Source organism: Sphingomonas guangdongensis, from assembly GCF_900199185.1.
GTDB classification, from domain to species: Bacteria; Pseudomonadota; Alphaproteobacteria; order Sphingomonadales; family Sphingomonadaceae; genus Sphingomonas; species Sphingomonas guangdongensis.
The window spans coordinates 233,343-258,885 of sequence record NZ_OBMI01000002.1; the positions used below are offsets into that span (position 1 = coordinate 233,343).

Here is a 25,543-nt window from a genome sequence, read left to right on the forward strand (position 1 = left end):
GTTTGCGGGCAGCGAGCGGCCCGGCTAAGCGCGCCCGGCATGACGCCGCCGCCCCCCGCCGCCAGCCTGGTCGAGCGCCTCGCCACGCGGCTGCGCGGCGGCGACTGGCGGGTCGGCGCTGCCATCGCCGCCGCCATCGCGCTGGTTCCCGCGGGCGTCGTTGCGGGGGCAACGCTCGCCGCGATCGCGCAGGAGGACCGTACCGCCGCACGCGCCCGCGCCGAGGCGGGCGGGCTGGCGCGCGCGGCAGAGCAGCAGCGGCTGGCCCGCGTGCTCGCGCGGCCGGGAATCGGCGCCACGCTGGAGGCGCTCGCGCGCGCACTGCCGGCGGAGGCGCGGCTGCGGCGGGTGGCGCGGCAGGGTGACGGACGGCTCCGCGTCGAGGTGATGACCGCCGATCCCGACCGGCTGCGCGCGGCGCTCCGCCGGGAGGGTGCGACCGCCGCGCTGCGCGATGCCGGGCAGCAGGGCGGCCCGGGCGGGCTGCTGGTCACGCTGGAGGAGCGGCCGTGATCTCGGGCGCGGCGATCAAGGGCGCGGCGATCGGATCGGCGGCGGCGCTGGCGCTCCTGCCAGCGGTGCACGCAGCCCTCGACCGCCGGCAGCAGGCCCTGGCCGCGGAGGCACGGCTCGCCGCCGCGCTGGGGAGCGTGCCCGCGGCGCCGGTCGCTACGCCCGACTTGGCGCGACGTGTCCGTGCCGAGGCGGGCCGGTCCGGGGTGCTGGTCGAGCGGGCGGAGGTCGTGGCCGGGCGGCTACAGCTGCGCCTGTCGGGATCGCAGCAGGCGGTGCTGGCGCTCGCCGACGGGCTGGAGCGGCGCGGAGTCCGGTCCGTGCGGTGGAGCATGACGGGTGACGGGCGCGCGGTTAGGCTCGACGCGGCGGCGGTCGCGTCCGCCCGGCCGGTCAGCGGCCCGACGCTCAGCCGCGTCCACGCCCGGGCGCTGTTCGCGGGCGAGGCTGACGAGACGGGGGGTGAGCCGCCGTCGGACGCGCCCGAGCTGGTCGGCGTGGTCGGGCGGATCGGGCAGGACGCAGTGGCGATGGTCCGCGCGGGCGACGGCGCCACCCGCACGCTGGCGATCGGCGAAGGGGTGGACGGCTGGACGCTCGAGTCGCTCGCGATCGACGCCGCCTTCTTCACCCGCGGCGGCCAGCGCGCGCGCGTGCCGCTGCCAGCGGGAGAGTGAGAGGGAGGTTGGTTCAGGGAAGGGGCGAAGGCACAAAGAGGGTAAGTCTTGGCGCGAAGCCTTCATCGAAGAAAGGGCTACAGCCTGCGGCGCTTAGTTCTCCACTTCGCGCCTCAGTGCCTTCTCTCAACCAGACCTTCTTCTCGCCTCAGTAGATCCCATCGATCTCGAGAGTGAGCCGCGGCTGGGGCGGGTTGAGGAGGAGGCTACCCTTGGCGCGCAGCGCCGCCTCGTCGCCGCGGAGGCGGGCGTAGCGCTGGTCGGCGGCGGTGCTCGCTGCGGCGCCGTCACGCAGGATGGTCGGCTTGAGGAAGATGAACAGCGTCCGCTTGGTGCGCGACTCACGCCGCGACTTGAACGCCTCGCCCAGGATCGGGATGTCACCCAGGATCGGCACTTGGCTCCTGGTCTGCTGACGATCGTCGGTGATCAGCCCGCCCAGCACGATCGTCTGGCCGTTGTCGGCGAGCACCGTGGTGTTCACCGCCCGCCGATTGGTGATGATGTCGGCCGCGGTCGACAGCTGGGTCTGCGCGATCGACGACGCCTCCTGCGCAATCTCCAGCCGGATCGTGTCGCCGGCATTGATCCGGGGCAAGACGCGGAGCGTCAGGCCGACGTCGCGCCGCTCCACGGTGGTGTAGGGATTGGCGGTGCCGTTGCCGGTCAGGATCGATCCGGTGACGAAAGGCACATTCTGTGCCGCGACGAACTCGCCGATCTTGTTGTCGAGCGTGGTAAGCTGCGGCGTCGAGAGCAGGTTCGCCTTGGTCGATATGCTAAGCGCGCGGACCAGCACGGAGAAGTCGTTGCCGAACGCGACGTTGGCGGAAAGGCCCTCGCCGATCAGCCCGGCGGCGGGGACCGCCAGGACGCTGAGGATCTGGCCGAGCGAGGCGATGCCCGGCAGGCTGCCGAACGAGGTGGCGACGCCCTCCGCCTGGTTGAGCACGGCGCCGGCCGTGCCGATCTGGACCGCGAGCTGCTCCGCATCGTCGCCGGTGATCTCGGCGATCGCCGCCTCGATCAGCACCTGCGGGCGGCGGACGTCGAGGTCGGGGATCAGCCGCTCGATGCTGGCGACCGCGGTCGGGGTGCCGCGCGCGACGATGGCGTTGATGTCCGGCGCCGGCTGCACCGTCAGCTCGGGCGTCGAGAAGCCCTGCGGGGTCGCTTCCGTCTGGCCCTGCACCGTGCCGATTCCGCCCGTGACCGCGCCGTTGCTGGTCGAAGCGGTGGAGGAGTTCAGCGCACTGGACGAGGCGGCGGCGTTGCTGGCGATCAGCCCGGACAGCGCGCTGGTCGGATTGGTCGCGTTTGCGAGGCCCCCGGTGCCGCGCGCGGACAGGCTGCGCGCGACGGGGTTGGACACACCGCTCTCCTGCCCCAGGATGCCGCGGAGCACGTCCGTCACGCTTTCCGCGTCCGCATAGTTCAGGCGGAACACGCGGGTGACGGGGGTGGCGCCGCCCGGCGCGTCCAGCGCCTGCGCCATGCGCCGCGCCTCCGCGACCGCAGCGGGCGAGCCGCGGACGATCACCGAGTTGCTGCGCGGGTCACCCGCGACCCGCGCACCGCTCGCGTCGCCGAGCACCGCCTGGAGCGCGGCCGCCACTTCCGCGGCGTTGCCGTTACGCAGGACAATGGTGGTGAAGGTCGATCCGCCGCCGCCGTCCAGGCTTCGCGCGAGCGATTCGATGCGGCGGACGTTGTCGGCATAATCGGTGACGACGATGCCGTTGGGTGCCGTCACCGGCTCGACCGAGCCGAAGGTCGCGACCAGCGGGCGGACGATCCGCGCGGCATCCGCGGCGGGCACGTTCGACAGCCGGATCAGCCGGGTGACGAGCTGCTGCCCACCCGCGCCGCGAACCGGCACGCCGCCGTCGCGCACCGCATTTGCCTGCGGCACGATCCGCCACGCCCGGCCGGAGCGGACCGCCGCGAAGCCGTTGGCGCGCAGCACCGACTGGAACAGCTCCCATACCCCCGCCTGCGACAGGGGCTCTGCGGAGGTGACGGTCACCTGGCCCTTGACCGCGGGATCGAGGATCAGGGTGCGGCCGGTCAGGCGGCTGATCTGGTCGGCGACATCGGCGATCTCGATTCCGCGCATGTTGACGACGATGTCCGCCGGGTTCGGCGGCGGCGTCTGGCCGCCGAGCGGTGCGCCGGCCAGCGCCAGCGCACACAGGGAAAGGCGAATCGGGTGAGCCACGGGGAACAGTCCTATTGGGTCGGAACGGTCAGCGTCACGGGCCTTCCGTCGCGCATGATCGTGATCTGGGCACTGCCGCTCGCCTGCGCCTTGGCAAAGGCGTCGCGCGCGGCGTCGGGGGAGGTGAGCGCCTGGCCGTTCACCTGGGAGACGACGTCGCCGGCGCGCAGGCCCGGCGGCGCGTTCTCCCCGATGCGGTAGCCACCGTCGACCGGCTGCGCATCAAGCCGGTTGAGGAGCGCGGCCGGATTGCCGGCAGCGGTCGCGGGCGCGGCGCTGACCGGTGGCGGCGTTGCCGGAACCGCGGCGGTGCCCGCGATCGGCGCGGGCTGACCGGCGGTGGCGAACGGATCGGGGAAGGCGAGTGCCTCGGTCCGGCCGCCGTTCAGCAGCAGGACGCGGTTGACCTGGATCGCCTGCACGGTGGCGCCGCTCACCGCCTCGCCGACGCGGTACGGCTTGGGCGCCTCCGCTCCGGCCGAGATATAGGCGATCGACAGGCTCTCGGGCCGGGCAAAGACGATCCCCTTGAGCGCGACCTGCAGCGTGGTGGCGGGCGCGCCCTCGCCGTTGGCGCCCGCGCGGCCGAACGGCGCGAGTGCGATGGCCGGGCCGACGTCGGTCACCGGCACTGGCCGCGCGACCGGCGGCACGGTGATCGCGCCGGTATCGGCGTGACCCGCCAGCCGCCAGGTCAGGTGGGCGAGCGCGACCGCCACGGACGCGACGACCAGCGCGGTCAGCACGTCGAGCGCGCGCGCCATCCGGTACGGCGTCAGGGCGAACGGCGCGAGCCTCACCGCCGCGTGCTCGGCTGGTCCACGAAGCCGTCGAGGCTGGCGAGTGGCGCCTGCTCCCCTTGCGCGGTCACGTCGATGCGGACCCGCGCGATCTCCGGATCGTCGGTGCCGCTGCGCGTGGTGCGCACCTGCCAGTTGGTGTCGAGCATCGTCACCAGTTCACCCCCCGGAGCACCGATCGCCAGCTCCGCCAGCCGGTTCTCCGCCACCCACATCGCCGCCGTACGACGCTCCAGCCCGCGCGTCGAATCGATATGCTGCTCGACCGCGCCGATCAGCCCCACAGTCGCGATGGCGAGGATTGCGAGCGCGACCAGCGCCTCGATCAGCGAGAAGCCGTCGGACTTCACGAGGCGGTCGAGCGGGCGACCGTGGCGGACAGGCCGTCGTAGCGGACCGTCCAGCGCTGTTCCCCGTTCGCCAGCGTCGCGACCAGCGGACGCGAAACGCCGTCGAGGCCGAGCACGAGCGGCGGCGTCTGGTCTAGCGCCATGGCGATGCCGCCGGGCAGTCGGTGGTAGTCGAGCTTGGGGGTGCCCTGCGGCACCGTGCCGTCGGCTGCGACCTTGACGAAGCCGTAGCCGCTCTGATCGGTGGTGAGCGCGACCATGCGGTCGCCGAGCATCGCATCGTCCGCCGCCGCCTCCAGTCGCTGGGCGAAACGGCGCGCTTCGCTCTCAACGGAGGGCGCGCGGGTCGCGGCGCCGATCCCGAGCGTCACCACCCCGGCGGCCACCCCGATGATCGCGAGCACCACCAGCATCTCGACCAGCGTCATGCCCAAATCCGCACAACTGCGAACGGAGCGGGGGTGCCTCACCGCCCGGCCGTCAGGTCCGCGTCCAGCCCCTCGCCGCCCTCCTGCCCATCCTTGCCGAGCGACTTCAGCGCAAAGCCGCCGGGTGCGGGCGCGGCGTAGACATAGGGGTTGCCCCAGGGATCGACCGGCATCTGCGGCAGATAGCCCTCCGGGTTCCAGTTCGACGGCAGCGGCGTCTGGGTCGGCTTGTCGACCAGCGCCTTCAGCCCCTGCGCCGTGGTCGGGTAGGCGCCGTTGTCGAGCCGGTACATCTTGAGCGCGGAGCCGATCGTCTGCAGGCTGGCATTGGCGGCAGTCACCCGCGCCTGGTCGGGCCGGTTGAGGATGCCGCTGCTGACCACCATGCCGGCGACCACCGCGATGATCACCAGCACCACGATCATCTCGACCAGCGTGACCCCGGCATCGTGCGCCAGCGCGTCGCCGGCCTTGCGGCGCAACCTCCGCGCTGCCACCATGTCATGAAACTGTCGGAAAACCTTGCGCATTCGCTCGCCCATGACCCTTCACCGTGACGCCTTTGTTACAGCCGATTCGGCCCCGGGCGCCAGCCTTCGTTCGGAACCGGGCGCCAGCCTGGGCGGTCCGGGGGGCGTCTGGACGCTCGACGGGGCCGCGCTCGCGGTCGCGGACAGCGACGGGCCCGCGACCGTGCTGGTGCCGAGCGAAGGGGTACGGCTGCTCGCGGTCGACTTGCCGATCGCCAACCGCGCCAAGCGGCTGGCGGCGCTGCCCTTCGCGGTCGAGGACCTGATCGCCGAGCCGGTCGACACGGTGCACCTGGCGATCGGGCAGGAGCTGGCGCCGCGCCGCTACCTGGTGGCGGTCGTCCGGCATGACCGCATGGCCGAGTGGATCGCGCGGGTCGAGGACGGCGGGCTGGATCACGCCGCGCTGGTGCCGGACTGCCTGGCATTGCCTGCCCCAACGGCGGGCGCGTGGGCGGTGGATCTCGGCGCGACGCGCGCGGTGGTGCGCAGCGGCGACGGCACCGGCTTCGCCTGCCCGGCACCGCTGCTGCGCACGGTCTGGGAGGCGGCGGGACGGCCGCGGACGATCGCGTACGGCGCGGCGCTTCCCGCCGACATGAGCGATGGCGCGGACGTGCTCGCGCTCGATCCGCTCGGCCGCCGGCTGCTCGCCCCGGCGCTCGATCTGCGGCAGGGCGCCTATGCGCGGCGACGGCGCTCGCTGCCGTCGTTCGGCAAGCGGCTCGCCAAGATCGTCGCGATCGGCGCCGCCGCCCACGCAAGTATCGCGGCGGCCGACACGCTGGCGCTGCGCGGGATCGCCGAGCGACGCGAGGCCGAGACCCGCGCACTCGTCGCCCGGCTGTCTCCCGCGACCACGCTGAGCGACGGCGACATCGCCGGTCCGGTGACCGACCTGCTGCCGCAGTCGGGTGCGGGCGGCGGCGCCAACGCCTTTCTTCCGCTGGCGAGCCGCGTGTCGGCCGCGCTCGCGCCGCTCGGGCCGGAGGTTTCAGCGCAGGCGATGCGGCTCGATGGCGGCGTGCTGACGATGGAGCTGCAGTCGACCGATCCAGCGCTGGCGGGCCGCGTGCGCGCGGCGCTGCAATCCGCGAACATCGCCGCGAATGTCGGTGCGGTGGCAGGCGGCGTCCGCGTCGTGGTGGCCGGCCAGTGAGGGTGACCCGGATCGTCGATCTGCCCGCGATCGATGCGGCATGGCTGCGCGCCCGCACCTGGTGGGACGGGCTGTCGCCGCGGGAACGCGTGCTGGTCGGGACGCTCGGTGCGCTGCTCGCGGTTGCGGTGCTGGTCTGGGGCATCATCAAGCCGTTGCAGGCTGCGCGCGCCGATGCGCTTGCCGACATCCGCACCTATGAGACGCTGAACGCGCGCATCCGTGCGGCCGGCACGCTCGGCGCCCCGGCCGGTCCGCCGCCGCGCACCGGCGCGCCCGCTGACATGCTCCGCCAGTCGGCCGGGGGCTTCGGGCTCCAGCCGCAGGTGGAGGCGGTTCCCACGGGCGTGCGCGCGACGATCCCGGACGGCGACTATGCGGCGGTGGTGAACTGGATGGCGGACGTCGCGCGCACCACGCCGCTCGCCGCAACCCGGATCGACCTGCGTCGCACCGGCGTGACGGGTCGGGTGTTCGCACAGGTAGAGTATCGGTCATGAGCGACACGCTGGTCATCACGGAAGCGGTCGTGCCGCCGCCGCCGGTGGCGCTTCCGTACAGTTTCTCGCGGCGCGGCGGCGTGCTGCTGCGCGGGGGCGACTGTCTCCACCGGCCCGATGCGCCGCTCGACGCGCTGCTGGAGGTGCAGCGGCTGGTGCCCTCCGTCGGCTTCGTGCCCGTGTCCGCCGACGCATTCGAAGCGGCGCTCTCCGCCACCTACGGCCAGGGTGCCGCGCAGGCCGCCGAGTTCGAGATGAACGAGACAGACCTCGCCGCGCTGGCCGACTCGGCAGCGGCAGTCGACGACCTGCTCGACGCGCGGGACGACTCTCCCGTCATCCGCCTGATCAACGCGCTGCTGCTGGAGGCGGTGAAGGAGGGGGCGTCCGACGTCCATGTCGAGACCACCGAGCGCAAGCTGGTGGTCCGCTTCCGCATCGACGGCGTCCTGCGCGACGTGGTGGAGCCGCAGCGCGCGCTCGCCCCGCTGCTGGTCAGCCGCATCAAGGTGATGGCGAAGCTCGACATCGCGGAGAAGCGCGTGCCGCAGGACGGGCGCGTGACGCTCAGGATCGGCGGCCGCGACGTGGACGCGCGCGTGTCCACCATCCCGACCCAGCACGGCGAGCGGGTGGTGCTGCGTTTGCTGGAAAAAGGGTCGCTCCGGCTCGACCTGGCCGGGCTCGGCATGAGCGAGCGCGACCAGCAGGTGGTCGGGCGACTGCTGGAGCGGCCGCACGGCATGCTGCTCGTCACCGGGCCGACCGGCTCGGGCAAGACCACCACGCTCTATGCCGCGCTGACGCGGCTCAATGACCGCAAACGCAACGTCATGACGGTCGAAGATCCGATCGAGTATGAGTTGCCCGGCGTCGCCCAGACCCAGGTCAACGCGCGCACCGACATGACCTTTGCGCGGGGCTTGCGCGCGATCCTGCGCCAGGATCCCGACGTCATCATGGTGGGCGAGATCCGCGATCACGAGACCGCCGAGGTCGCGGTCCGATCGGCGATGACGGGACACTTCGTGCTTTCGACGCTCCATACCAATTCGGCGATCGGCTCGGTCACGCGGCTGATCGACATGGGGGTGGAGCGCTACCTGCTCGCTCCCATGCTGGTCGGGGTCGCGGCGCAGCGGCTGGTGCGGCAATTGTGCACGCACTGCCGCTGGCAGGACACGGCGACCGAGGCCGATGCACGCCTGCTGGGCGGCGAGCTGAAGGTCGGCAAGCGCGTGTGGCGGCGCGGCAGCGGCTGCGACCAGTGCGGCGGTGAAGGGTACCGCGGGCGTGCCGCACTGTACGAGGTGATCGCGGTCGACGACACGCTCCAGGCGATGATCCACGACGGCGCGAGCGAGGCCAAGCTGGAGAAGGAGGCGCGCCGCACCGCGCCCTCGCTGCTGGAGGATGGCGTCGAGAAGGTCCGCGCCGGCGTTACTACCGTCGAGGAGGTCGCGCGCGTGACGCGCGAGGACGCGTGAGGAACGGGGCGTCTATCCATCCCGCGAGCGGGAAGATTATCTAGTGCCCGCCTTCGCCTATTCCGCGGCCGATCGCGCGGGCGCGACCCGCAAGGGCATCGTCGAGGCGTCGTCCGCGCCCGCCGCTCGCGCGCTGCTACGCGAGCAGGCGCTGCTGCCAATCACCGTCGAGCCGGCGGCCGAGAAGCGGTCCGGCAGCGCCCTGTCGTTGCCGACCTTCCGTCGCGGGGTGTCGGCGCGGCAGCTTGCGACGCTCACCCGTCAGGTCGCGACGCTGGTCGGATCTGACATCCCGATCGAGGAGGCGCTGCGCCTCGTCGCGCAGCAGTCGGACGCGCGCGCGGTCAGCGCGTTGCTGCTCGACGTGCGCGGGCGCGTGCTCGACGGGCGTAGCTTCGCCAATGCGCTCGGCGGGCATCCCCGCGTCTTTCCCGAATTCTACCGCGCCTCCGTCGCGGCGGGCGAGAGTTCCGGCCGGCTGACCCACGTCCTCAACCACCTGGCAGGCTTCGTGGAGAACCGCCACGCCAACGGGCAGAAGCTGCAACTGGCGCTGCTCTACCCGGCGCTGCTCGCGTCGGTGTCGGTCGGGATCATCGTCCTCCTGATGATCTACGTCGTGCCCGACATCGTCCGCGTCTTCGTGTCGCGCGGGGCGGACCTGCCGTTTCTCACCCGCGCGCTGATCGCGATCTCCGCCTTTCTGCAGAACTGGGGGCTCGCCCTGTTGCTGGCGATCGTGATCGGCGGGTTCGTGTTCACCCGCTGGGTGCGGGTGCCCGCCAACCGGCTGAGACTCGACCGCTTCTTCATCGAGCACCGCCCGTTTCGCCGGCTGACGCGGCAGCACAATGCCGCCCGCTTCGCCGGCAGTCTGGCGACGCTGGTCGACTCGGCCGTGCCGCTGGTGGAGGCGCTGCACGCGGCCGCCGCCGTCACGCCCAACCGCTTCGTCCGCGAGCGCGCGCTGCATGTCGCGGTGCGGGTGCGCGAGGGACTGTCGCTTCGCGCCGCGATGGCGGAGGCTGCGGTCTTCCCGTCCATGCTGACTGCGATCGTCGCGAGTGGGGAGAGTTCGGGCAAGCTCGCCCCCGCGCTCGGCCGCGCGTCGGACGAGCTTCAGCGCGAGCTGGACGCGCTGGTCTCGACCCTGGTCGCGCTGGTCGAGCCGATGGTCCTGCTGCTGATGGGCGGGCTGGTGCTGATGATGGTGCTGGCGATCCTGCTGCCGATCATCAACCTGAACAATCTGGTGACGCTCTAGCGGCCGACCTCAGTCGGTCGGCAGAAGCGTCAGCCGCCGCAGTATCGCTGCGAGTTGCTGATCCAGTGGCGCGAAGACGGCAGTCGTACCCTCGCCGAGGTAGAGGCGGTGCGTCGTGCCCGTCGGTGCGTCGCCGTAGCCGCAAGACTGCACGGGCATGGTGCTGATGCGGAGAATCTTACCCGCCCGCGACCTGCCCTTGATCGATTGCAGCACGACCGCGCGTCCGTCGCGGGCCGGCGTCGCGGTTCGTGTCATCCGGATGCGCACCAGATCATGGGCCGCGTCGAACTGCCGCCGCACGTCGGCGTCGACCTGCGCCGGTGTCCGTGTGTCGACCACCGGCGGTGCGCAGGCCGATGCCGGCAGCGCCATGCCGAGAAGAGCCACGCCGACGACCGAGCGCAGCAGTGCCGGGTCGATCATATCTGCCCCTTGATGCTGCCCCCGGGCGGCAGGCCGACGAAGGGTAAGGCGGCCGCTCCCTCCGGTGTCATCCGCACGTCAACCGCGCCGTCCTCACCGAGCGTGATCGTCATCAGCGTGCGGCGGCGCTGGGTGGCGGGAGCGAGCCGCAGCCGGCTCTCCGTCCCGACATGCTCGGCGCTGAGGATCAGCGCGGGCACGGGCGTGGGGACGCCATTGCCCTTGGGCGCGCAGCTACCCGCCTCGCTGGTCAGCGTGCCTTCGACCAGCTGCCCCGACCCGTCGAGCTTCGCGCGCGGGAACTCGAGCTGGAGCGGCAGGTCGCAGGTGAAGGGCAGGTCGGGCTGGATCGCCTGGAGCAGGGTACCGTCCGCCGACCCGCTCATCGCGTCGATCGTGGTGGTTGAAGGGCCGAGCAGCGCGCGTCCGCCCAAATTCGTGCCGCTACCCGTCGCCCGCCAGTCGGCGGCGAAGGCCAGGTTGATCAGCGAGCGGAGCGGTGCCCAGTGCCATTCCAACCGACTGCCGCCCGCCAGCCCCACTTCCCCGTTCCAGATCGTGCCGCCGACGCCCGTCCGCCAATCGCCCCGCTTGACGATCACGCCCGCCGGGATCGTCGCGATCATCGCGACGACGTATGCGGCTATGCCGACCGCGGCGAACCGGGTAAGACGGCGCCGCGCGCCAGCCCGCGCGATGTCGGAGGCGTGAGGTGAATCGTCGGGACGCGTTGAAGCTTCTGCGATCAGGCCTCGTCGTATCAGCGGCGTCATCGATCCATCCCCTGTTCGCCGCCGCCAGGAAGAAGCGCGACAATCGGCCCGTGGCGCTGCTCCTGCCCCTGTCGGGGGAGCGGGCCGCGCTGGGGCTTAGCATGCAGCGCGCGGCGGCGCTCGCGGAAAGCGGCGGCGGCACGCTGCTGCCGCTCGATACCGCTGGCACGGCGACCGGCGCGAGCGCGGCGGCGCAGGCGGCGCTGAAGCGTGGTGCTGCGATGATCCTGGGCCCGCTCACCTCGTGGGAGGCGAGCGCGGCGGCGGGCGTGGTCGCCGGTCGCGTCCCCGTGCTCGCCTTCACCAACAACATGGCGGCGGCGGCGAGCGGCGCGTTCGTGTTCGGCCTCACGCCCGCGCAGACCACAACGGCCGTGCTCCGCTACGCCCGCTCGCGCGGCGTGCGCTCCGTCACCGTGGTCGGGGACGGCAGCGCGTGGAGCAACGGGGCTGCGGAGAGCGCGGTCAAGGCGCAGGGCGCAATCGGCCTTGACGTCCGGGTGGTGACGGTGACGGCCGGCGCGCCGCTGCCCGCGGTCGGCGAGGCGCCCGATGCGGTGCTGGTGCCCGGCAGCGGCGAGGCGGTGCTGGCTGCTGCGCGCAGCCTGAAGGAAACGGGGGTGCAGCTCCTCGGCACGGTGCAGGCGCTCGACTACCGGCCCTCAGCGCTTGAGGCGCTGGACGGTGCCTGGATCGCCGCGCCCGATCCCAAGGCGTTCGGCGGCTTCGCGAGCGACTATGAGGGGCGCAACGGCGGCGATCCCGGCACGCTCGCCGCGCTCGCCTATGACGCGGCCAGGATCGTCGAGGTGCTGCGCGCGGCGAACACGCTCAGCCGCGATGGGCTGCTAGCGGCCGACAGCTTCCCGTGCGTGACGGGGGCGGTGCGCTTCCGCACCGACGGCAGCTGCGCCCGCGACCTGGCGATCCTGGTCGCCAGCCGCGACGGCTACGGGAGCGTCGCGGTCAGCCGGGGGGCGTGAGCGTGCGCAGCCCGGCTGATGACGCCGGCTTCACGCTGATTGAGCTGATCATTTCGCTGCTGCTGTTCGCGCTGATCGCGGTCGCCGGTGTCGCGCTGGTCGACAGTGTGCTGGGCGTGCAGGGGCGGACGGAGGCGCGGCTCGACCGGCTGAGCGACCTGCAGCGCGCAATGCTGGTGGTGTCGGGCGACCTGGAGCAGGTTGCGAACGGCGACCTGAGCGGCGCCGGCACGCGGATCGACTTCACCCGCGCGGCGCCCGGGGTCGGCGGGCCGGCGGTCCGGGTACGCTACGGCGTCGACCGCGGCACGCTGGTCCGCGACGCGGGCGGCGGGGCGCAGGCGGTGCTGCGCGGGGTGCAGGGTGCGCGCTGGCGCTTCTTTCGTGAAGGGTGGAGCGAGCGCTGGCCGGCGACGGAGCAGGAGCGTGCCGAATGGCCGCAGGCGGTCGAGCTGGAGGTGACGCTCAGCGGCGCACCGGCCGGCACCGCGCGGCGGGTGGTGGTGCTGCCGGTGCGCGCGAGGGCGGTCACGTGAACGACGACCGCGGCATGATCCTGATCAACGTGCTGATGTTCGTCGCGATCGCATCGGGCCTGGTCATGCTGATGATCGACCGCGAGGAACTGGCGCTGACCCGCGCGCTTCGGGTGCGGGAGGCGGCGCGCGCCGCGGCGGTGGTGCGCGGGGGCGAGGTGTCGGCGCTGGTCGCGCTGCGCCGCGATGCCGCGGTCGCGCCGGAGGTCGACAACGTTGCCGAGCCTTGGGCGGCGCTCAGCGAGCGCGGCGCGCCGATCACGGGCGGCACGTTCGACCTGGCGATCGCCGATGCGGAAGGGCGCTTCAACGTCAACGCGCTGCGATCGGGCACCGCGGTCGCGACCATCCTGTTCGAGCAGGTCGGCGCCGCCGCCGGGCTGGACCGTGATGCCGTGGTGCGCGCGATCGAGCTCGTCCGCCTGCATGGGCCGTTCACCGACCTGCGGCCGCTCCGGGTCGCCGGGCTCGACCCCGCGGTGCTCGCCCGGCTCGAGCGGATGGTGACGGCGCTGCCGGGCGAAACGGGAATCAACCTCAACGCCGCGACGCCGGAGGTGCTCAGCATCCTGTTCCGCGATCCGGTGGTCGTCCAGCGGCTGGTGGAGGTGCGCGCGCGGCAGGGTTTCCTCTCCGCCAAGGACCTGGACGATCAGCAGCTCGCCCAGCCGCCCGGCACGTCGTTCCGTTCCAACACCTTCTGGGTGCGGACGCGCGCGCAGATCGGTGACACGGTGCAGCAGGGCGCGACCCTGATCCAGCGCAGCCTGGATGATGAGGGGCGCCCGCGGGTCGCGGCGGTCGAGCGCTGGTGGGGGGCGGCGATCCCGCCGGACGCGCCGGCCTTTCCGGTGGCGCGCCAGTAGTAACGCTTGCAACTATCCTCTATCACCCGCTCGTGCCGAGCCTGTCGAAGCACGTGTGTTCGCCGCACGCCCTTCGACAAGCTCGGGGCGAACGGGTGAGAGGGCAAGAACCAGAACAATGCTCGCCAACGCCCCCAGCCTGTCCGCCCGAGCCAACCTGGGGCGGCCGATCAGCGTGGCGGAGCTGTTCACGATCGGCATCGGTCCGTCGAGCTCGCACACCGTCGGGCCGATGCGCGCCGCCCGGGCGTTCGCCGGCGCAGTCGCCGACCGGGCGGTGGTGCGGGTCGAGGTCACGCTCCATGGCAGCCTCGCGCTCACCGGCCGCGGGCACGCCACCGACACGGCGGTGCTGGTCGGGCTGTCGGGCTGCGCGCCGGAAGCGGTCGATCCCGACCGGATACCGGCACTGGTAGATGCTGTGCGAGCCAGCGGCACGCTGGACCTCGACGGCGCGCGCCCGATCGCCTTCGACGTCGAGCGCGACCTCGTCTTCGACCGTGCCTTCCTGCCCGATCACCCGAACGGACTGACCTTTGTCGCGACGCTGGCCGATGGCGGCGAGGAGCGGCGCCGCTACTACTCCATCGGCGGCGGTGCGATCACGGAGGAAGGGCAGGAGGCCGCGCGCGCCAACATCCGCCTGCCCTTTCCGTTCTGCTCGGGCGCGGAAATGCTGGCGCTCGCGGCCGGACAGGGCTGCTCGATCGCGGACCTGGAGCGCGCCAACGAGGCGGCGTGGCGCCCGTCGGCGGAGACCGACGCCTTCCTGGACGAGGTGCGCGCGGCGATGCTGGGCAGCATCGACCGCGGCATGCAGCAGGATGGCATCCTGCCCGGTGGGCTGAAGGTCCCGCGTCGGGCCAAGGCGCTCCACGACAAGCTCGTCGCGCGCGGGCCCCGTGCGGACCCGTCCGCCGTGTTCGACTGGGTCAGCCTGTGGGCGCTGGCGGTGAACGAGGAGAATGCCGCCGGTGGCCGGGTCGTCACCGCTCCCACCAACGGCGCGGCGGGCGTGATCCCCGCGGTGCTGCGCTATTACGAGAGCTTCGTGCACGGCGCGACGCGTGGCGGGACGCGCGACCTACTGCTCACCGCGTCGGCGATCGGCAGCCTGTACAAGAAGCGCGCCTCGATCTCCGCCGCGGAGATGGGGTGCCAGGGCGAAGTCGGCGTCGCGTGCTCGATGGCGGCGGCGGGGCTCGCCGCCGCGCTCGGCGGCACGCCCCCGCAGGTCGAGAACGCGGCCGAGATCGGCATGGAGCACAATCTGGGCCTAACCTGCGATCCGATCGGCGGGCTCGTCCAGATTCCTTGCATCGAGCGAAACACCATGGGCGCGATCAAGGCGATCAACGCCGCCTACCTCGCGCTCCACGGCGACGGCAGCCACGTCGTCAGCCTGGATGCGGTGATCGAGACCATGCGCCAGACCGGCGAGGACATGCGCACCAAGTACAAGGAGACCAGCCTCGGCGGGCTCGCCGTCAACGTGGTGGAGTGTTGAGGCGAACGGACGTTTGTGCGTGCAGCGGGTTTCCTTTCCCGGACGTCCCCGGTAGCCAAGCCGCCTGACCTGAAGGAGACGCGGATGCCCGGCGGACTGGTGGCCCTGCTCGACGATATCGCGTCCATGGCAAAGCTCGCGGCATCCTCGCTCGACGATGTCGCGGGTGCGGCGGGGCGGGCCGGAACCAAGGCGGCGGGCGTCGTCATCGACGACACCGCGGTCACCCCGCGCTACGTCACCGGGCTGTCGCCGGCGCGCGAACTGCCGATCATCGGCAAGATCGCGCTCGGCTCGCTCAAGAACAAGCTGCTGATCCTGCTGCCCGCGGCGCTGCTGCTGAGTGCCTTCGCGCCGTGGGCGATCACCCCGATCCTGATGGTTGGCGGTGCCTACCTCTGCTTCGAGGGTGTCGAGAAGCTGTGGGAAAAGCTGTCCGGCCACGCCCATGCCGATGCCGCGGCGGAGATCACCGATCCCCAGGAACTGGAGGATCGCCAGGTCAGCGGGGCGGTCCGCACCGACCTGATCCTGTCGGCCGAGATCATGGCGATCGCGCTGTCGGACGTGGAAGGTGAGCCGATCCTGACCCAGGGGCTGGTGCTGGCGCTGGTCGGCGTCGCGATCACGATCGGCGTCTACGGCGTGGTCGCACTTATCGTGAAGATGGACGACATCGGCCTGCGCCTCGCCAAGGCTCAGAGCGGCGGGGTGCAGGCGCTCGGCCGCGGGCTGGTCGCGGCGATGCCGAAGCTGCTCGCCGCGTTGTCGGTGATCGGCACCGCGGCGATGATCTGGGTCGGCGGCGGGATCGTCGCGCACGGCCTGGACGAGTTCGGGATGGGCGCACTGCCGCACGCGATCGACCATGCGGCCGAGGTCGCGGGCGAGGCGGCGCCGGTCGCCCACGGCTTCGTGCAGTGGTTCGTCGGCGCGGTGCTGGCGGGGATCGTCGGGCTGGCGGTCGGTGCGGTAATCGTGGTGGTGTACGAGGCGTGGAAGCGCCGCAGCGGCGCGGCGCACGGCTGAGCGCACACCTGCGGAGAGGATTGATGACGCGGATCCTGGCCTTCGGCGAGATCATGCTGCGCTTGTCGCCGCCCGGGCGCGAGCTGCTGATGCAGTCGCCGCGGCTCGACGTGTGGGTGGCGGGGGCGGAGGCGAATGTAGCGACAGCGCTTGCGCGGTTGGGACACCAGGTGGGCTTCGCCAGCTGCGTGCCCGACAACGACCTGGGCCGCGCCGCGGTACAGGCGCTGCGCGGACACGGTGTCGACACCAGCCACGTCGCCTTCGCCGGAGAGCGGATGGGGCTCTACTTCGTGACCTCCGGGGCCGGGCTGCGCGCGACGGAGGTGGTGTACGATCGCGCCGGATCATCCTTTGCCGAGGCGCCGGCGGCGCGGTGGGACTGGGATGCGATCCTGGCCGATATCGACTGGCTGCACCTGTCCGGGATCACTCCCGCGCTGGGCCGGAACAGCGCCGATGCTGCGCTCGCGGCCGCCAACGCGGCGACTGAGCGCGGCATCGCCGTGTCGTTCGACGGCAACTGGCGCGGCAAGCTCTGGGCGCGCTGGGACGGCGATCCTCGCGCGATCCTGTCGGAGCTGGTCGACCACGCGCAGCTGCTGTTCGGCAATCACCGCGACATCGCGCTGCTGCTCGACCGTGACTTTTCGGGTGACGGACCGGAGCGGCGCCGCGAAGCGGCGGAGGCGGCGTTCGCGGCCTTCCCGCGGCTGCGCACGATCGCGTCGACCGCGCGGCACGTCGAGCACGTCGATCTCCACCGCCTGTCCGCACGCATCGATGAGCGCCACGCGCAGGCGCAGACGGAGGAGGTGGTGCTGTCGGGCATCGTCGACCGGATCGGCGGCGGTGACGCCTTTGCCGCGGGCGTGCTGAGCGTGCTGCTGCACGGCGGTGACCTCGACACGGCGGCCCGCTCTGGCCTAGCGCTGGCCGCGCTCAAGCACTCGCTGCCGGGCGACGCCGCGCTGTTCCGGCAGGATGACATCGACGCGTTCCTGACCGGCGGGCTCGACGTCCGCCGCTGACGCGTGCCTGCGGCTATTCGCGCGGCGCTTTGGTCATCGCCCGGAGCTGCTTGAGGAAGGTCTCCCGTCCGCTCGCCTCCGCACCCGGCTCCTCGGCGAGCGCGGTCAGCCGCGCGAAGGCGGCGCGGCCGTGCACCGGGCTCTCGAACAGCGCGAGCGAATTCTCGGCAACGACCGGGTCATAGTCGGTCAGCGTCGCGACGCAGGCCAGGTAGCCGACCACGTTGGCCAGCGCCGCGCCGTTCAAGGCTACCCCGTCGACCCGCGCCGGATCGGCGAGCTCCTTGGGATAGCGCTGGTAGAAGGCGTCGCCGAGCGCACCGCCGACCAGCGCCGACTGCCGAACCTCCGCGCAGGTCGGGAGCGGAAGGCCACTGGCGGGGACGGGTTCGGTCACGTCGGTGCGCTCCTCCGCGGGTTGAAAGGCGGCGAGCAGCGCGTCGTAGCGCGCGGCGCAGTTGCTCACGCGCGTGATGCTGCAGGTCGCCGCGCGGCTCTCGGACCAGGCCTGGCGTGCCGCGTTGCCGAGCCGAGAGGGATCGCCGGCCCCCCTCGGTGCCGCGCCACCAGCCAGCCACGCGGCGCGTGCCTGCGACAGGGCGACGGCGGCGTCGGCGACCGCGACCCGCGCCGCCGCGCCGTCACCGAACACGCCGCGATCCAGCGCGTCGTCGCCGAGCGCTCGGAGTGCGGCGCGGTACGTGGCGGCCGCGCGGTCGCCGGTCGTCAACCGGGTGACCGCCTCGTCGGCGCAGCGCTGAAGCAACGACGGGTCGCCGTCCGCCCGAGCGCGGCAAGCCGCATAGCCGACACCGCCGCTCGCCTCTTCCTGGATACTAGCGGTGGTGGACGGCTGCGGAACGGGCGTCGCCGCGGTGCCGCAACCCGCCAGCAGGCCGAGGATCGGAACCAAGGTCAGGGACGGACGCATGCCGAAGAGCCTAGTCGATCGAACCGGCGGCTTGAAGCGCCTCAGCGATACAGCGACCGCATGGCCGGCACGTTCACCCCGGCGGGATCGTTCATGAAGCGGGTGACGTCGATGCGGCGGTCGACATAGTCCGACAGCCAGTTGCGATAGGCAAGCGGCTCGCTGCCGCCGGCCGCATCCAGGTAGCGCTGGCGGTCGCGCGCCGGAACGTTCGCCTCGAAGGTCGCGTCGCGCAGATAGCGCATGTCGCCCGACAGGAAGCCGCGGGCGCCGCCCAGCCCCTCATGGTGCGCGATATAGGCGTATTTCGCCACTGCTGCGGGTGAGGCGCCGGTCGGGACCGGCAGCTGGGCGAGGTTGTGCCGCGCATAGTCGGCGCCGGCCAGGATCGACAGCCGCGCGTCGGTGCGCAGCGCGAGCAACCCGGCGCGATCGACCACGCGATTTTCGGCATCGACGACGCCCAGCGCCTTGGCCTCCGCGTTCAGCACGCCGCCTGCGCGCTGCGCTTCGCCGATCCAGGTTCCGCTCAGGAACTGGGTCATGCCGACCGCCGAGGAGGTCGTCGCCGCGGCATCGTTGCGCCAGACGCCGTTCCGGTCCTTCAGCGTCTCCGCGTCGATGATCGCGGCCACCGTCTGCGGCGCCATGCCGGTGCGGGCGGAGGCCTCCACGATCGCGTCACGGTAGCGTTCGTTGGCGCCGAGCCGCAGGTTCTGCGCGCCGTACGCGCCCTCGCCGACGGCAGTTGCGGCCGGTGCGGGGCGCGTCGCCGATGCCGCATCGGCTTTGACGTAGACGCCGATCAGCACGCGCCCGCGGCCCTCCAGGCCGTTGTCGGCCGACCCCGTCCGTGCGTTCGCCGAGACATAGTCGCTCGCGAAGCCGCCATCGGTCCTGATTTCGATATGCCCGTACTGCGCGTTCCGGTCGGTTGCGCCCGGCGCCGCGCCATAGACCAGCACGGCACCCTTGGGCGCGTCATAGGGAGAGCGGATGTTGTGTCCGGGACGGTCCAGCAGGTTGACGAAGCCGCGCTGCTCCAGCGCCGGCCCGGCACCCTTGGCAGCGACCCCGGGCAGATAGTCGGACACGGCACCCGAGCGCTGGAGCGCCTGCTTGACCCACTTGTAGCAGTCGCTGCTCGACTGCCGTCCTGCGGCGCGGTCGGCGGCGATGTCGGCGGCGCGGATCGAGGCGGTGCCCGGGCTGGGGACGGCGCCCGCGGGCTGCGCGGCGGTTGCGGGCGCATCGGCCGGGGCGGGTGCCCGGGGCGTTGCCGCGGCGCCGGCACCGATCGTCAGGCGCTGTCCGGGATGGATCAGGTCGGGGTCGGCAAGGCCGTTCGCGCGCGCGATCGCCGCGACGCTGGTGCCGGTCGCGCGGGCGATCGCTGAGACGGTGTCACCGGGTTGGACGACATGGATCCGCGCGGGCTCCGGCAGCTGCAGCCGCTGTCCGACCTGCAGCAGGTCCGGGTTCGTGAGGCCGTTGATCCGCGCCAGCGTCTGCCAGGTCGTGCCGAGCCGCGCCGCGATGCCCGACAGCGTCTCGCCCTCCGCGACGACGTGCACGCCGCTGTCGCCGCGGAAGCGTGCGAGCGCCGATCCGCTCGCCATCAGCCGGTCGAGCCCGCTGGTTCCGGTTACCTGACCTTGAGCGTCCCCGGAGGTCAGGCTCTGGATCAGCTCGCCGATTCGCGCCGCGACGCTCACCATTGCCTCGTCTCCGCCACATCAGTGATGGAAGCGGTTCTACCAGCGGCGCGGAGCGGTGATCTGTAAGCGTTTCGATGATGTCCGATCGGACTGTCGCAACCGCGCGTCATTCCGTGGCGCCGCGGCCATCCTTCGATGCGGGAGAATTGGTCGGGGAAAGAGGATTCGAACCTCCGGCCCCTGCGTCCCGAACACAGTGCTCTACCAGGCTGAGCTATTCCCCGACCGGCGCCCGCGGCCGGCAAGCCGGGCGGACGAGGCGCGGCCTATATCGGCGATGCGGGGGCGTGACAAGGGCCCGCATCGCCGATCGATCCGGCGTCACATCGACGGGGCAAGTTTGGTGTTCAGGACCCAGCCGACGTTGTCGTTCTCGTCCGCGACTTCCCACCACAGCCCGTTCTTGGTGCCGGTCGGATAGACGATCGCCCCGATCGGCAACGTCCGGATTACCTTGGCCGAAGCGGCTGCACTCGCGCGCATGGCGACCGGTGCCTGCGCGGTGAAGGTCTTGGCCGGTGCCGCTTCCGCCGTGCCAGCCGCGCCGGGCTGCACCAGCCCCAGCTCGTTCACCATCTTGGCATAAGCCTGGATGAAGGCGAGAGTGACGATCCGGCCGATGTCGGTGTTGTCGTACCCGCCGCCGACGACGGCCGCCGCCCCGCCGCCAAAGAAGCCGCCGCCACCCCCGCCGAAGGTGACGCTGTTCTTCGCGGCATAGCCGTCGACTGTGGAGATCGTCTCCGTCGTGCGGACGTTGGTGAGCGACAGCACCGTGTTCGCCTCCATCTTGCGGCTGCCGACGCCGCCGATCAGTCCACCGATCGCGCGCGCCCGTCCGCCGAGCAGGCCGCCGATTCCGCCGGCGACCCCGCTGCCGCCCGAGTTGCGGTTGGCGGCCTGCACCTCCGCCACCAGGACATAGTCGGCCGCCTTTATCTGACCCTGTCCGACGTTTGCGCCGCGCTGGAGGCCGAGGCCACCGCCGATGTCGCGCTCGCGTTGTGCCGCGCTCAGTCCCGATCCACGATCGACCAGGTTGAAGCAGCCGGAACGCTGGACCAGCACCTTGATCAGCTTCTGCGGGCCGGTCAGCTGGAACTGCGTCCAGCCTGACGGATCGTCGCCGTCCATGACGGACACGGTGCCGAGCTTCCGCGTGCAGCGCGGCACGTCGTCCATCGTCGCTTCCTGGGTCCGCTGCGTTCCCGACGGCTTGGCGAGCCGCTGTGCGGCGGCGGGCGCTGGTGCGAGCAGGGCGGCGGCGGCCGCCGACAGCAGAATGGCAGGCAGGTACTTGGTCACGAGTCTTCCCCCCGAAAGTTTCCCGGCCGGAACGATACCCCGATTCGATGACGGGCGGAATACGCACCGACGCTGGCGCATCGGCGCCGGGCGCTGCTAAGGGCGGCGATCACCCGCAACCAGAGACCCTGCGTGACCCCGCTCGACAAGATCCGCAACTTTTCCATCATCGCGCACATCGATCACGGCAAGTCGACGCTCGCCGACCGGCTGATCCAGCGCACCGGCGGCCTGTCCGAGCGCGAGATGTCGGCGCAGGTGCTCGACAACATGGACATCGAGAAGGAGCGCGGGATCACCATCAAGGCGCAGACCGTGCGCCTGGAGTGGAAGGGCCACGTCCTCAACCTGATGGACACGCCCGGCCATGTCGACTTTGCCTATGAGGTGTCGCGCAGCCTCGCGGCGTGCGAGGGCGCGCTGCTGGTCGTTGACGCGGCGCAGGGCGTGGAGGCGCAGACGCTCGCCAACGTCTACCAGTCGATCGAGCACGACCACGAGATCATACCCGTCATCAACAAGATCGACCTGCCGTCCGCCGAGCCGGAGAAGGTCAAGACCGAGATCGAGGAGATCATCGGGCTCGACGCGTCCAACGCGGTGCTCTCGTCCGCCAAGTCGGGGATCGGCATCGACGAGGTCCTGGACGCCATCGTGGAGCGGATACCGGCTCCGAAGGGCGACCCCGACGCACCGCTCAAGGCGATGCTGGTCGACAGCTGGTACGACCCGTACCTGGGCGTCGTCATCCTGGTCCGGGTAATCGACGGAACGATCCGCAAGGGCCAGCAGGTCAAGTTCATGGCGACCGGGACGACGCACCTGATCGATCGCGTCGGTGCCTTCACCCCCAAGCTCGAGAACCTGCCCGACCTGGGCCCTGGCGAGATCGGCTTCATCACCGCGCAGATCAAGGAAGTGGCGCAGGCCCGCGTCGGCGACACGCTGACCGATGCCAAGAAGCCGGCGGCCGAGCCGCTGCCGGGCTTCAAGGAAGTCCAGCCGGTGGTGTTCTGCGGATTGTTCCCGGTCGACGCCGCCGACTTCGAGAAGCTGCGCGAGTCGATCAGCAAGCTGCGGCTCAACGACGCGAGCTTCTCGTTCGAGATGGAGACATCGGCCGCGCTGGGGTTCGGCTTCCGCTGCGGGTTCCTGGGGCTGCTCCACCTGGAGATCATCCAGGAGCGGCTGATGCGCGAGTATGACCTGGACCTGATCACCACCGCGCCGTCGGTGGTCTACCAGATCGAGCTGACGCACGGTGGCGGGCACATCGACCTGCACAATCCCGCCGACATGCCCGAGCCGAACAAGATCGAGACGATCAGCGAGCCGTGGATTCAGGCGGTTATCTACGTGCCGGACGAGTATCTCGGTTCGATCCTGAAGCTGTGCCAGGATCGCCGCGGTATCCAGCAGAACCTGACCTATGTCGGCGGGCGCGCGCAGGCGACCTACGAACTGCCGCTCAACGAAGTGGTGTTCGACTTCTACGACCGGCTGAAATCGCTGTCGAAGGGCTATGCCAGCTTCGATTACGAGCAGATCGGCTACCGCGAGGGCGACTTGGTCAAGATGGGCATCCTGGTCAACGAGGAGCCGGTCGACGCGCTCTCCATGATCGTTCACCGCTCCACCGCCGAGACGCGCGGGCGCGGGATGGTCGAGCGGCTGAAGGAGCTGATCCCGCGCCACATGTTCAAGATCCCGATCCAGGCCGCGATCGGCGGCAAGGTGATTGCCCGCGAGACGATCAGCGCGCTCAGGAAGGACGTGACCGCGAAATGCTACGGCGGCGACGCGACGCGTAAGCGCAAGCTGCTCGACAAGCAGAAGAAGGGCAAGGCGAAGATGCGCGAGTACGGCTCGGTCAGCATCCCGCAGGAGGCGTTCATCGCGGCGCTCAGGATGGGGGATGATGCGTAGCGCCCGAGGCTAAGGCGGCGATCGCGCCAGCGACCGGCGACTTAGGCGAGGACAAGCGCAAGCGCGGCCGGCGCCGCTCCGAGCGGCGACCGACGACGCGGCTGTGCCGCGGCGCTGCTTCCCCTCGCTAGCTTCAGCGTGCGTGGACGGCTGGACCCCGGCCGTCGCCGGGGTGACGGATGAGGTTACGGACTCCCCTTGCCGCCATGCGCCCCTACCGCGGTGCCGGTCGAGTAGCTTGCCTCGTCGCTCGCCAGCATCACGTATAGCGCGGCCAGCTCCGCCGGCTGCCCGGCGCGCTTCAGCGGCGTATCCTGCCCGAACTTGCCCATGTCACCCGGCAACTGCCCGCCCGCGACCTGGAGCGGGGTCCAGATCGGGCCGGGGGCGACCATGTTGACGCGGATCCCCTTCTTGGCGAGCTGCTTGGCCAGCCCCTTGGTGAAGATCAGGATCGCGCCCTTGGTCGAAGCGTAGTCGAGCAGTTCCTCGCCGGGATCGTAGCTGTTGACGGAACCCGTGTTTAGGATGACCGATCCCGGCGGCATGGATGGGATAGCGGCCTTGCAGATGCGATACATGGCGAAGATGTTCGTCTCGAACGTGCGGACGAACTGCTCGTCGGTGATCTCCGAGATGTCGGCCTTGGATTGCTGGTAAGCCGCATTGTTGACCAGCAGGTCGAGCCCGCCCAAGCCCTTCACGGCATCGCGGACCAGCTTCTCGCAGGCGGGCAGGGTGCGGATGTCGGCCGGGAGCAGCGCGGCCCTTCGCCCGGCCTGCTCGATCAGTGCCTTGACCTCACGGGCATCGGGCTCCTCGCTCGGATAATAGTTGATCGCCACGTCTGCGCCCTCGCGCGCGAAGGCGATCGCGACGGCGCGGCCGATCCCGCTGTCGCCGCCGGTCACCAGCGCCTTGCGGCCGGCGAGGCGGCCCGAGCCGCGATAGCTCCGCTCACCGCAGTCCGGCACGGGAGTCATCTTGCTCTGGAGCCCGGGCCAGGGCTGGCGCTGCTCGGCGAAGGGTTCGCTGGTGTACTTGGTTCGGGGGTCCGCCAGCGGGCGCGGCGCGGGCGCGGGTGCCCCGCCTTGCGCAAGCGCCGGCGCGGCAGTTGCGGCTATGCCCAGGGCAGCGCCGCCCAGCACCGTGCGTCGTGTGGGGTCGTCCATATGGTGCTGCTCCTGCCGGCGAGAGGTCAAAAGGCAGAACGGGCGAGCGCTCGGGCGGTTGCCGCGATTACAGTAGCTTGGGCGCACCGAGCGCAGTGGATCGATCGGGCAGCTAGCGGCTCGCGCGGCAAGCACAAATAGAAACGGCCGCGATTGCTCGCGGCCGTTCCGAAAACGTCAGGCTCCGCGCAGCTTAGTCGCTGTCGGGCTCACCGTCAGCGGCGGTGTACACCGCGAAGCCCAGCGGCACGATCGCGAGCAGCGCGATCAGGAACGCCGGCGCGACCGCCTTCGACTTGCCAGCCTTGGTCGCGGCGCGGACCTGAGGAGCCTTCGCGAGCGAGGGCGCAGCCGAAGCCGTCCGCGAAGCCGCAACCGCCGGCGCCGCCGTCATCGTCATGGCAGCTGCTGCCATCAGAACCTTCGCCAAACGCATGTCGAACTCCCTTTTATTTCGCGTTCGCAGTGAAACTCGGTGCCGTATTGCACAGCGCTGGCAGCGCAGCAAGCTACCGATCGGCGAATTGTTGCCAAAGCTGGTTACTGTTGCTGCGTCGCCACAATCGCGTCGTAACTTGCTGAGGTTACCGGGCAGTTAAGACGGAAGCTCCGCCTGGATGACCCAACGCTCGCCCGCTTCGAAGCCCATCGCGCTCAGCGTGCCACTCGCATAGGCACCCGTATCGAGCCCGATCCGAGTGGGCGTGACGACGACCTCCTCGCTGATCGTGTGCCCGTGGACGATCATCTTTTCGAGCGGTCGCGCGTGGGACAGGAACTCACCGCGGATCCAGCGCAGATCGCTCTGCCGCTGGTCGTCGAGCGGGACGCCCGGGCGCACCCCGGCGTGCACGAAAGCATAGTCGCCGATGACGACCATGTCCTCCGCCGCCGCTAGGAAGCGGCGATCCTCCGCCGGGATCGCTGCCTGGAGCAGCTTGGCCAGCGCGTCATAATCGGCCGCGTCGTAGTCGGCCGCGCCGATCCCGTAGCTGAGCGCCGTTTCGCGTCCGCCGACCCGGGCAAACAGGCGCAAGGCCTCACGTTCCCCGTCCAGCGCCCGTAGCAGCAGTTCCTCGTGATTGCCCGCCAGCACCCGCACATCGGGAGAGAAGGCCTGGAGATGGCGGGCACGCGCCACGACCTGCGCCGATTGCGGGCCACGATCGACCAGGTCGCCGAGCAGGATCAGGCTGGTGTCGGCGGGCGCACGGGCGGCATTGTCCGCATCGATCAGCGCCAGGAGCCGGTCGAACAGGTCGAGGCAGCCGTGGACGTCGCCGATCGCGTAGACGCGCCGGCCCTCGGGGATGCGAACGGGGGGAATGGCAGCGGACCGGGCGGCGCGGCGAAACAGTCGACCGATCATGGAACGCGTACGGCAGTCATCCGTCGGCGGCTACCGTATCGACGC

At 71.3% G+C, this 25,543-nt stretch carries 26 protein-coding genes and 1 tRNA gene; 13 read left to right on the top strand and 14 right to left on the bottom strand.

Going from position 1 to position 25,543, the window contains the following annotated elements; translation table 11 throughout:
- Positions 1–39: 39 nt before the first annotated feature.
- Both CRO12_RS08170 and CRO12_RS17955 read left to right on the top strand, forming a co-directional pair.
- On the top strand, positions 40–513 hold the full coding sequence (locus CRO12_RS08170; RefSeq protein WP_097063577.1) for a hypothetical protein: 474 nt from the start codon (positions 40–42) through the stop codon (positions 511–513).
- A complete protein-coding gene (locus tag CRO12_RS17955) occupies positions 510–1,190 on the top strand; it encodes a hypothetical protein (protein WP_179640930.1) in 681 nt (226 codons plus the stop codon). Before CRO12_RS08170 ends, CRO12_RS17955 begins: the two co-directional genes overlap by 4 nt.
- Before the next feature lie 148 nt (positions 1,191–1,338).
- Here the strand turns inward: CRO12_RS17955 and gspD are convergent, their stop codons facing one another.
- The 5 genes from gspD to gspG are packed head-to-tail and all read right to left on the bottom strand — an operon-like array spanning position 1,339 to position 5,486.
- Entirely contained in the window at positions 1,339–3,408 is a 2,070-nt protein-coding gene (gene gspD, locus CRO12_RS08180) for a type II secretion system secretin GspD (protein ID WP_245858332.1), read from the bottom strand.
- Positions 3,409–3,419: 11 nt separating this feature from the next.
- A complete protein-coding gene (locus tag CRO12_RS08185) occupies positions 3,420–4,208 on the bottom strand; it encodes a type II secretion system protein N (RefSeq protein WP_245858334.1) in 789 nt (262 codons plus the stop codon).
- Entirely contained in the window at positions 4,205–4,558 is a 354-nt protein-coding gene (gene gspI / locus CRO12_RS08190) for a type II secretion system minor pseudopilin GspI (RefSeq protein WP_097063578.1), read from the bottom strand. Before gspI ends, CRO12_RS08185 begins: the two co-directional genes overlap by 4 nt.
- Positions 4,555–4,986, bottom strand: a complete 432-nt coding sequence (locus CRO12_RS08195) for a prepilin-type N-terminal cleavage/methylation domain-containing protein (protein WP_097063579.1) — start codon at positions 4,984–4,986, stop codon at positions 4,555–4,557. Before CRO12_RS08195 ends, gspI begins: the two co-directional genes overlap by 4 nt.
- Before the next feature lie 38 nt (positions 4,987–5,024).
- Complete coding sequence (gene gspG / locus CRO12_RS08200) at positions 5,025–5,486, bottom strand: type II secretion system major pseudopilin GspG (protein WP_097064242.1); 462 nt, start codon at positions 5,484–5,486, stop codon at positions 5,025–5,027.
- A 40-nt stretch (positions 5,487–5,526) separates the two neighbouring features.
- Here gspG and gspL point away from each other — a divergent pair, with 40 nt between their 5' ends.
- From gspL to CRO12_RS08220, 4 genes are read left to right on the top strand one after another with little or no spacing between them, the layout of a single operon-like run.
- Positions 5,527–6,675, top strand: a complete 1,149-nt coding sequence (gspL, locus tag CRO12_RS08205; RefSeq protein ID WP_097063580.1) for a type II secretion system protein GspL — start codon at positions 5,527–5,529, stop codon at positions 6,673–6,675.
- Positions 6,672–7,175: a type II secretion system protein M gene (locus CRO12_RS08210; protein ID WP_097063581.1), complete on the top strand. Its 504-nt coding sequence runs from the start codon at positions 6,672–6,674 to the stop codon at positions 7,173–7,175. The genes gspL and CRO12_RS08210 overlap by 4 nt, the downstream gene beginning before the upstream one ends.
- Positions 7,172–8,662, top strand: coding sequence for a GspE/PulE family protein (locus tag CRO12_RS08215; protein WP_097063582.1), 1,491 nt, complete (start codon positions 7,172–7,174; stop codon positions 8,660–8,662). Before CRO12_RS08210 ends, CRO12_RS08215 begins: the two co-directional genes overlap by 4 nt.
- Positions 8,663–8,705: 43 nt before the next feature.
- Positions 8,706–9,926: a type II secretion system F family protein gene (locus tag CRO12_RS08220; RefSeq protein WP_097063583.1), complete on the top strand. Its 1,221-nt coding sequence runs from the start codon at positions 8,706–8,708 to the stop codon at positions 9,924–9,926.
- 9 nt (positions 9,927–9,935) lie between these two features.
- Here the strand turns inward: CRO12_RS08220 and CRO12_RS08225 are convergent, their stop codons facing one another.
- Together CRO12_RS08225 and CRO12_RS08230 are read right to left on the bottom strand one after the other, a co-directional pair.
- Entirely contained in the window at positions 9,936–10,352 is a 417-nt protein-coding gene (locus CRO12_RS08225; protein WP_097063584.1) for a hypothetical protein, read from the bottom strand.
- Positions 10,349–10,978: a hypothetical protein gene (locus CRO12_RS08230; RefSeq protein ID WP_097063585.1), complete on the bottom strand. Its 630-nt coding sequence runs from the start codon at positions 10,976–10,978 to the stop codon at positions 10,349–10,351. Before CRO12_RS08230 ends, CRO12_RS08225 begins: the two co-directional genes overlap by 4 nt.
- A 197-nt stretch (positions 10,979–11,175) precedes the next feature.
- On the opposite strand from CRO12_RS08230, the gene CRO12_RS08235 reads away from it, so the two are divergent.
- The 6 genes from CRO12_RS08235 to CRO12_RS08260 all read left to right on the top strand — a co-directional run bounded on the left by CRO12_RS08235 (position 11,176) and on the right by CRO12_RS08260 (position 17,077).
- Positions 11,176–12,108, top strand: a complete 933-nt coding sequence (locus tag CRO12_RS08235; RefSeq protein ID WP_245858335.1) for an ABC transporter substrate-binding protein — start codon at positions 11,176–11,178, stop codon at positions 12,106–12,108.
- On the top strand, positions 12,105–12,644 hold the full coding sequence (locus CRO12_RS08240) for a type II secretion system protein GspJ (protein WP_097064243.1): 540 nt from the start codon (positions 12,105–12,107) through the stop codon (positions 12,642–12,644). The genes CRO12_RS08235 and CRO12_RS08240 overlap by 4 nt, the downstream gene beginning before the upstream one ends.
- Positions 12,641–13,510 (top strand): type II secretion system minor pseudopilin, encoded by an 870-nt coding sequence (locus tag CRO12_RS08245; RefSeq protein ID WP_245858337.1) that lies wholly within the window; start codon positions 12,641–12,643, stop codon positions 13,508–13,510. The genes CRO12_RS08240 and CRO12_RS08245 overlap by 4 nt, the downstream gene beginning before the upstream one ends.
- Positions 13,511–13,628: 118 nt before the next feature.
- Positions 13,629–15,017: an L-serine ammonia-lyase gene (locus CRO12_RS08250; RefSeq protein ID WP_097063588.1), complete on the top strand. Its 1,389-nt coding sequence runs from the start codon at positions 13,629–13,631 to the stop codon at positions 15,015–15,017.
- Between the two features lie 84 nt (positions 15,018–15,101).
- On the top strand, positions 15,102–16,046 hold the full coding sequence (locus CRO12_RS08255; protein WP_097063589.1) for a DUF808 domain-containing protein: 945 nt from the start codon (positions 15,102–15,104) through the stop codon (positions 16,044–16,046).
- A gap of 23 nt (positions 16,047–16,069) precedes the next feature.
- Positions 16,070–17,077, top strand: coding sequence for a sugar kinase (locus CRO12_RS08260; RefSeq protein WP_097063590.1), 1,008 nt, complete (start codon positions 16,070–16,072; stop codon positions 17,075–17,077).
- Between the two features lie 13 nt (positions 17,078–17,090).
- Here CRO12_RS08260 and CRO12_RS08265 read toward each other — a convergent pair whose 3' ends face one another.
- The 4 genes from CRO12_RS08265 to CRO12_RS08280 all read right to left on the bottom strand — a co-directional run bounded on the left by CRO12_RS08265 (position 17,091) and on the right by CRO12_RS08280 (position 20,908).
- Positions 17,091–18,008, bottom strand: coding sequence for a hypothetical protein (locus CRO12_RS08265; protein ID WP_097063591.1), 918 nt, complete (start codon positions 18,006–18,008; stop codon positions 17,091–17,093).
- A 41-nt stretch (positions 18,009–18,049) separates the two neighbouring features.
- On the bottom strand, positions 18,050–19,726 hold the full coding sequence (locus CRO12_RS08270; protein WP_097063592.1) for a LysM peptidoglycan-binding domain-containing protein: 1,677 nt from the start codon (positions 19,724–19,726) through the stop codon (positions 18,050–18,052).
- Between the two features lie 147 nt (positions 19,727–19,873).
- Positions 19,874–19,950 (bottom strand) — tRNA-Pro (locus tag CRO12_RS08275).
- Between the two features lie 97 nt (positions 19,951–20,047).
- On the bottom strand, positions 20,048–20,908 hold the full coding sequence (locus CRO12_RS08280; RefSeq protein ID WP_245858435.1) for a CsgG/HfaB family protein: 861 nt from the start codon (positions 20,906–20,908) through the stop codon (positions 20,048–20,050).
- 255 nt (positions 20,909–21,163) lie between these two features.
- Here CRO12_RS08280 and lepA point away from each other — a divergent pair, with 255 nt between their 5' ends.
- The gene (gene lepA / locus CRO12_RS08285) at positions 21,164–22,957 is read left to right on the top strand and encodes a translation elongation factor 4 (protein ID WP_097063594.1); all 1,794 of its coding nucleotides are present in this window, start codon (positions 21,164–21,166) and stop codon (positions 22,955–22,957) included.
- Positions 22,958–23,142: 185 nt separating this feature from the next.
- Here the strand turns inward: lepA and CRO12_RS08290 are convergent, their stop codons facing one another.
- The 3 genes from CRO12_RS08290 to CRO12_RS08300 form a co-directional block, all read right to left on the bottom strand.
- Positions 23,143–24,129 (bottom strand): SDR family oxidoreductase, encoded by a 987-nt coding sequence (locus tag CRO12_RS08290; protein ID WP_097063595.1) that lies wholly within the window; start codon positions 24,127–24,129, stop codon positions 23,143–23,145.
- Between the two features lie 193 nt (positions 24,130–24,322).
- Positions 24,323–24,544, bottom strand: a complete 222-nt coding sequence (locus CRO12_RS08295; RefSeq protein ID WP_144033569.1) for a hypothetical protein — start codon at positions 24,542–24,544, stop codon at positions 24,323–24,325.
- Positions 24,545–24,724: 180 nt separating this feature from the next.
- Entirely contained in the window at positions 24,725–25,498 is a 774-nt protein-coding gene (locus CRO12_RS08300; protein WP_097063597.1) for a metallophosphoesterase family protein, read from the bottom strand.
- Positions 25,499–25,543 lie beyond the last annotated feature (45 nt).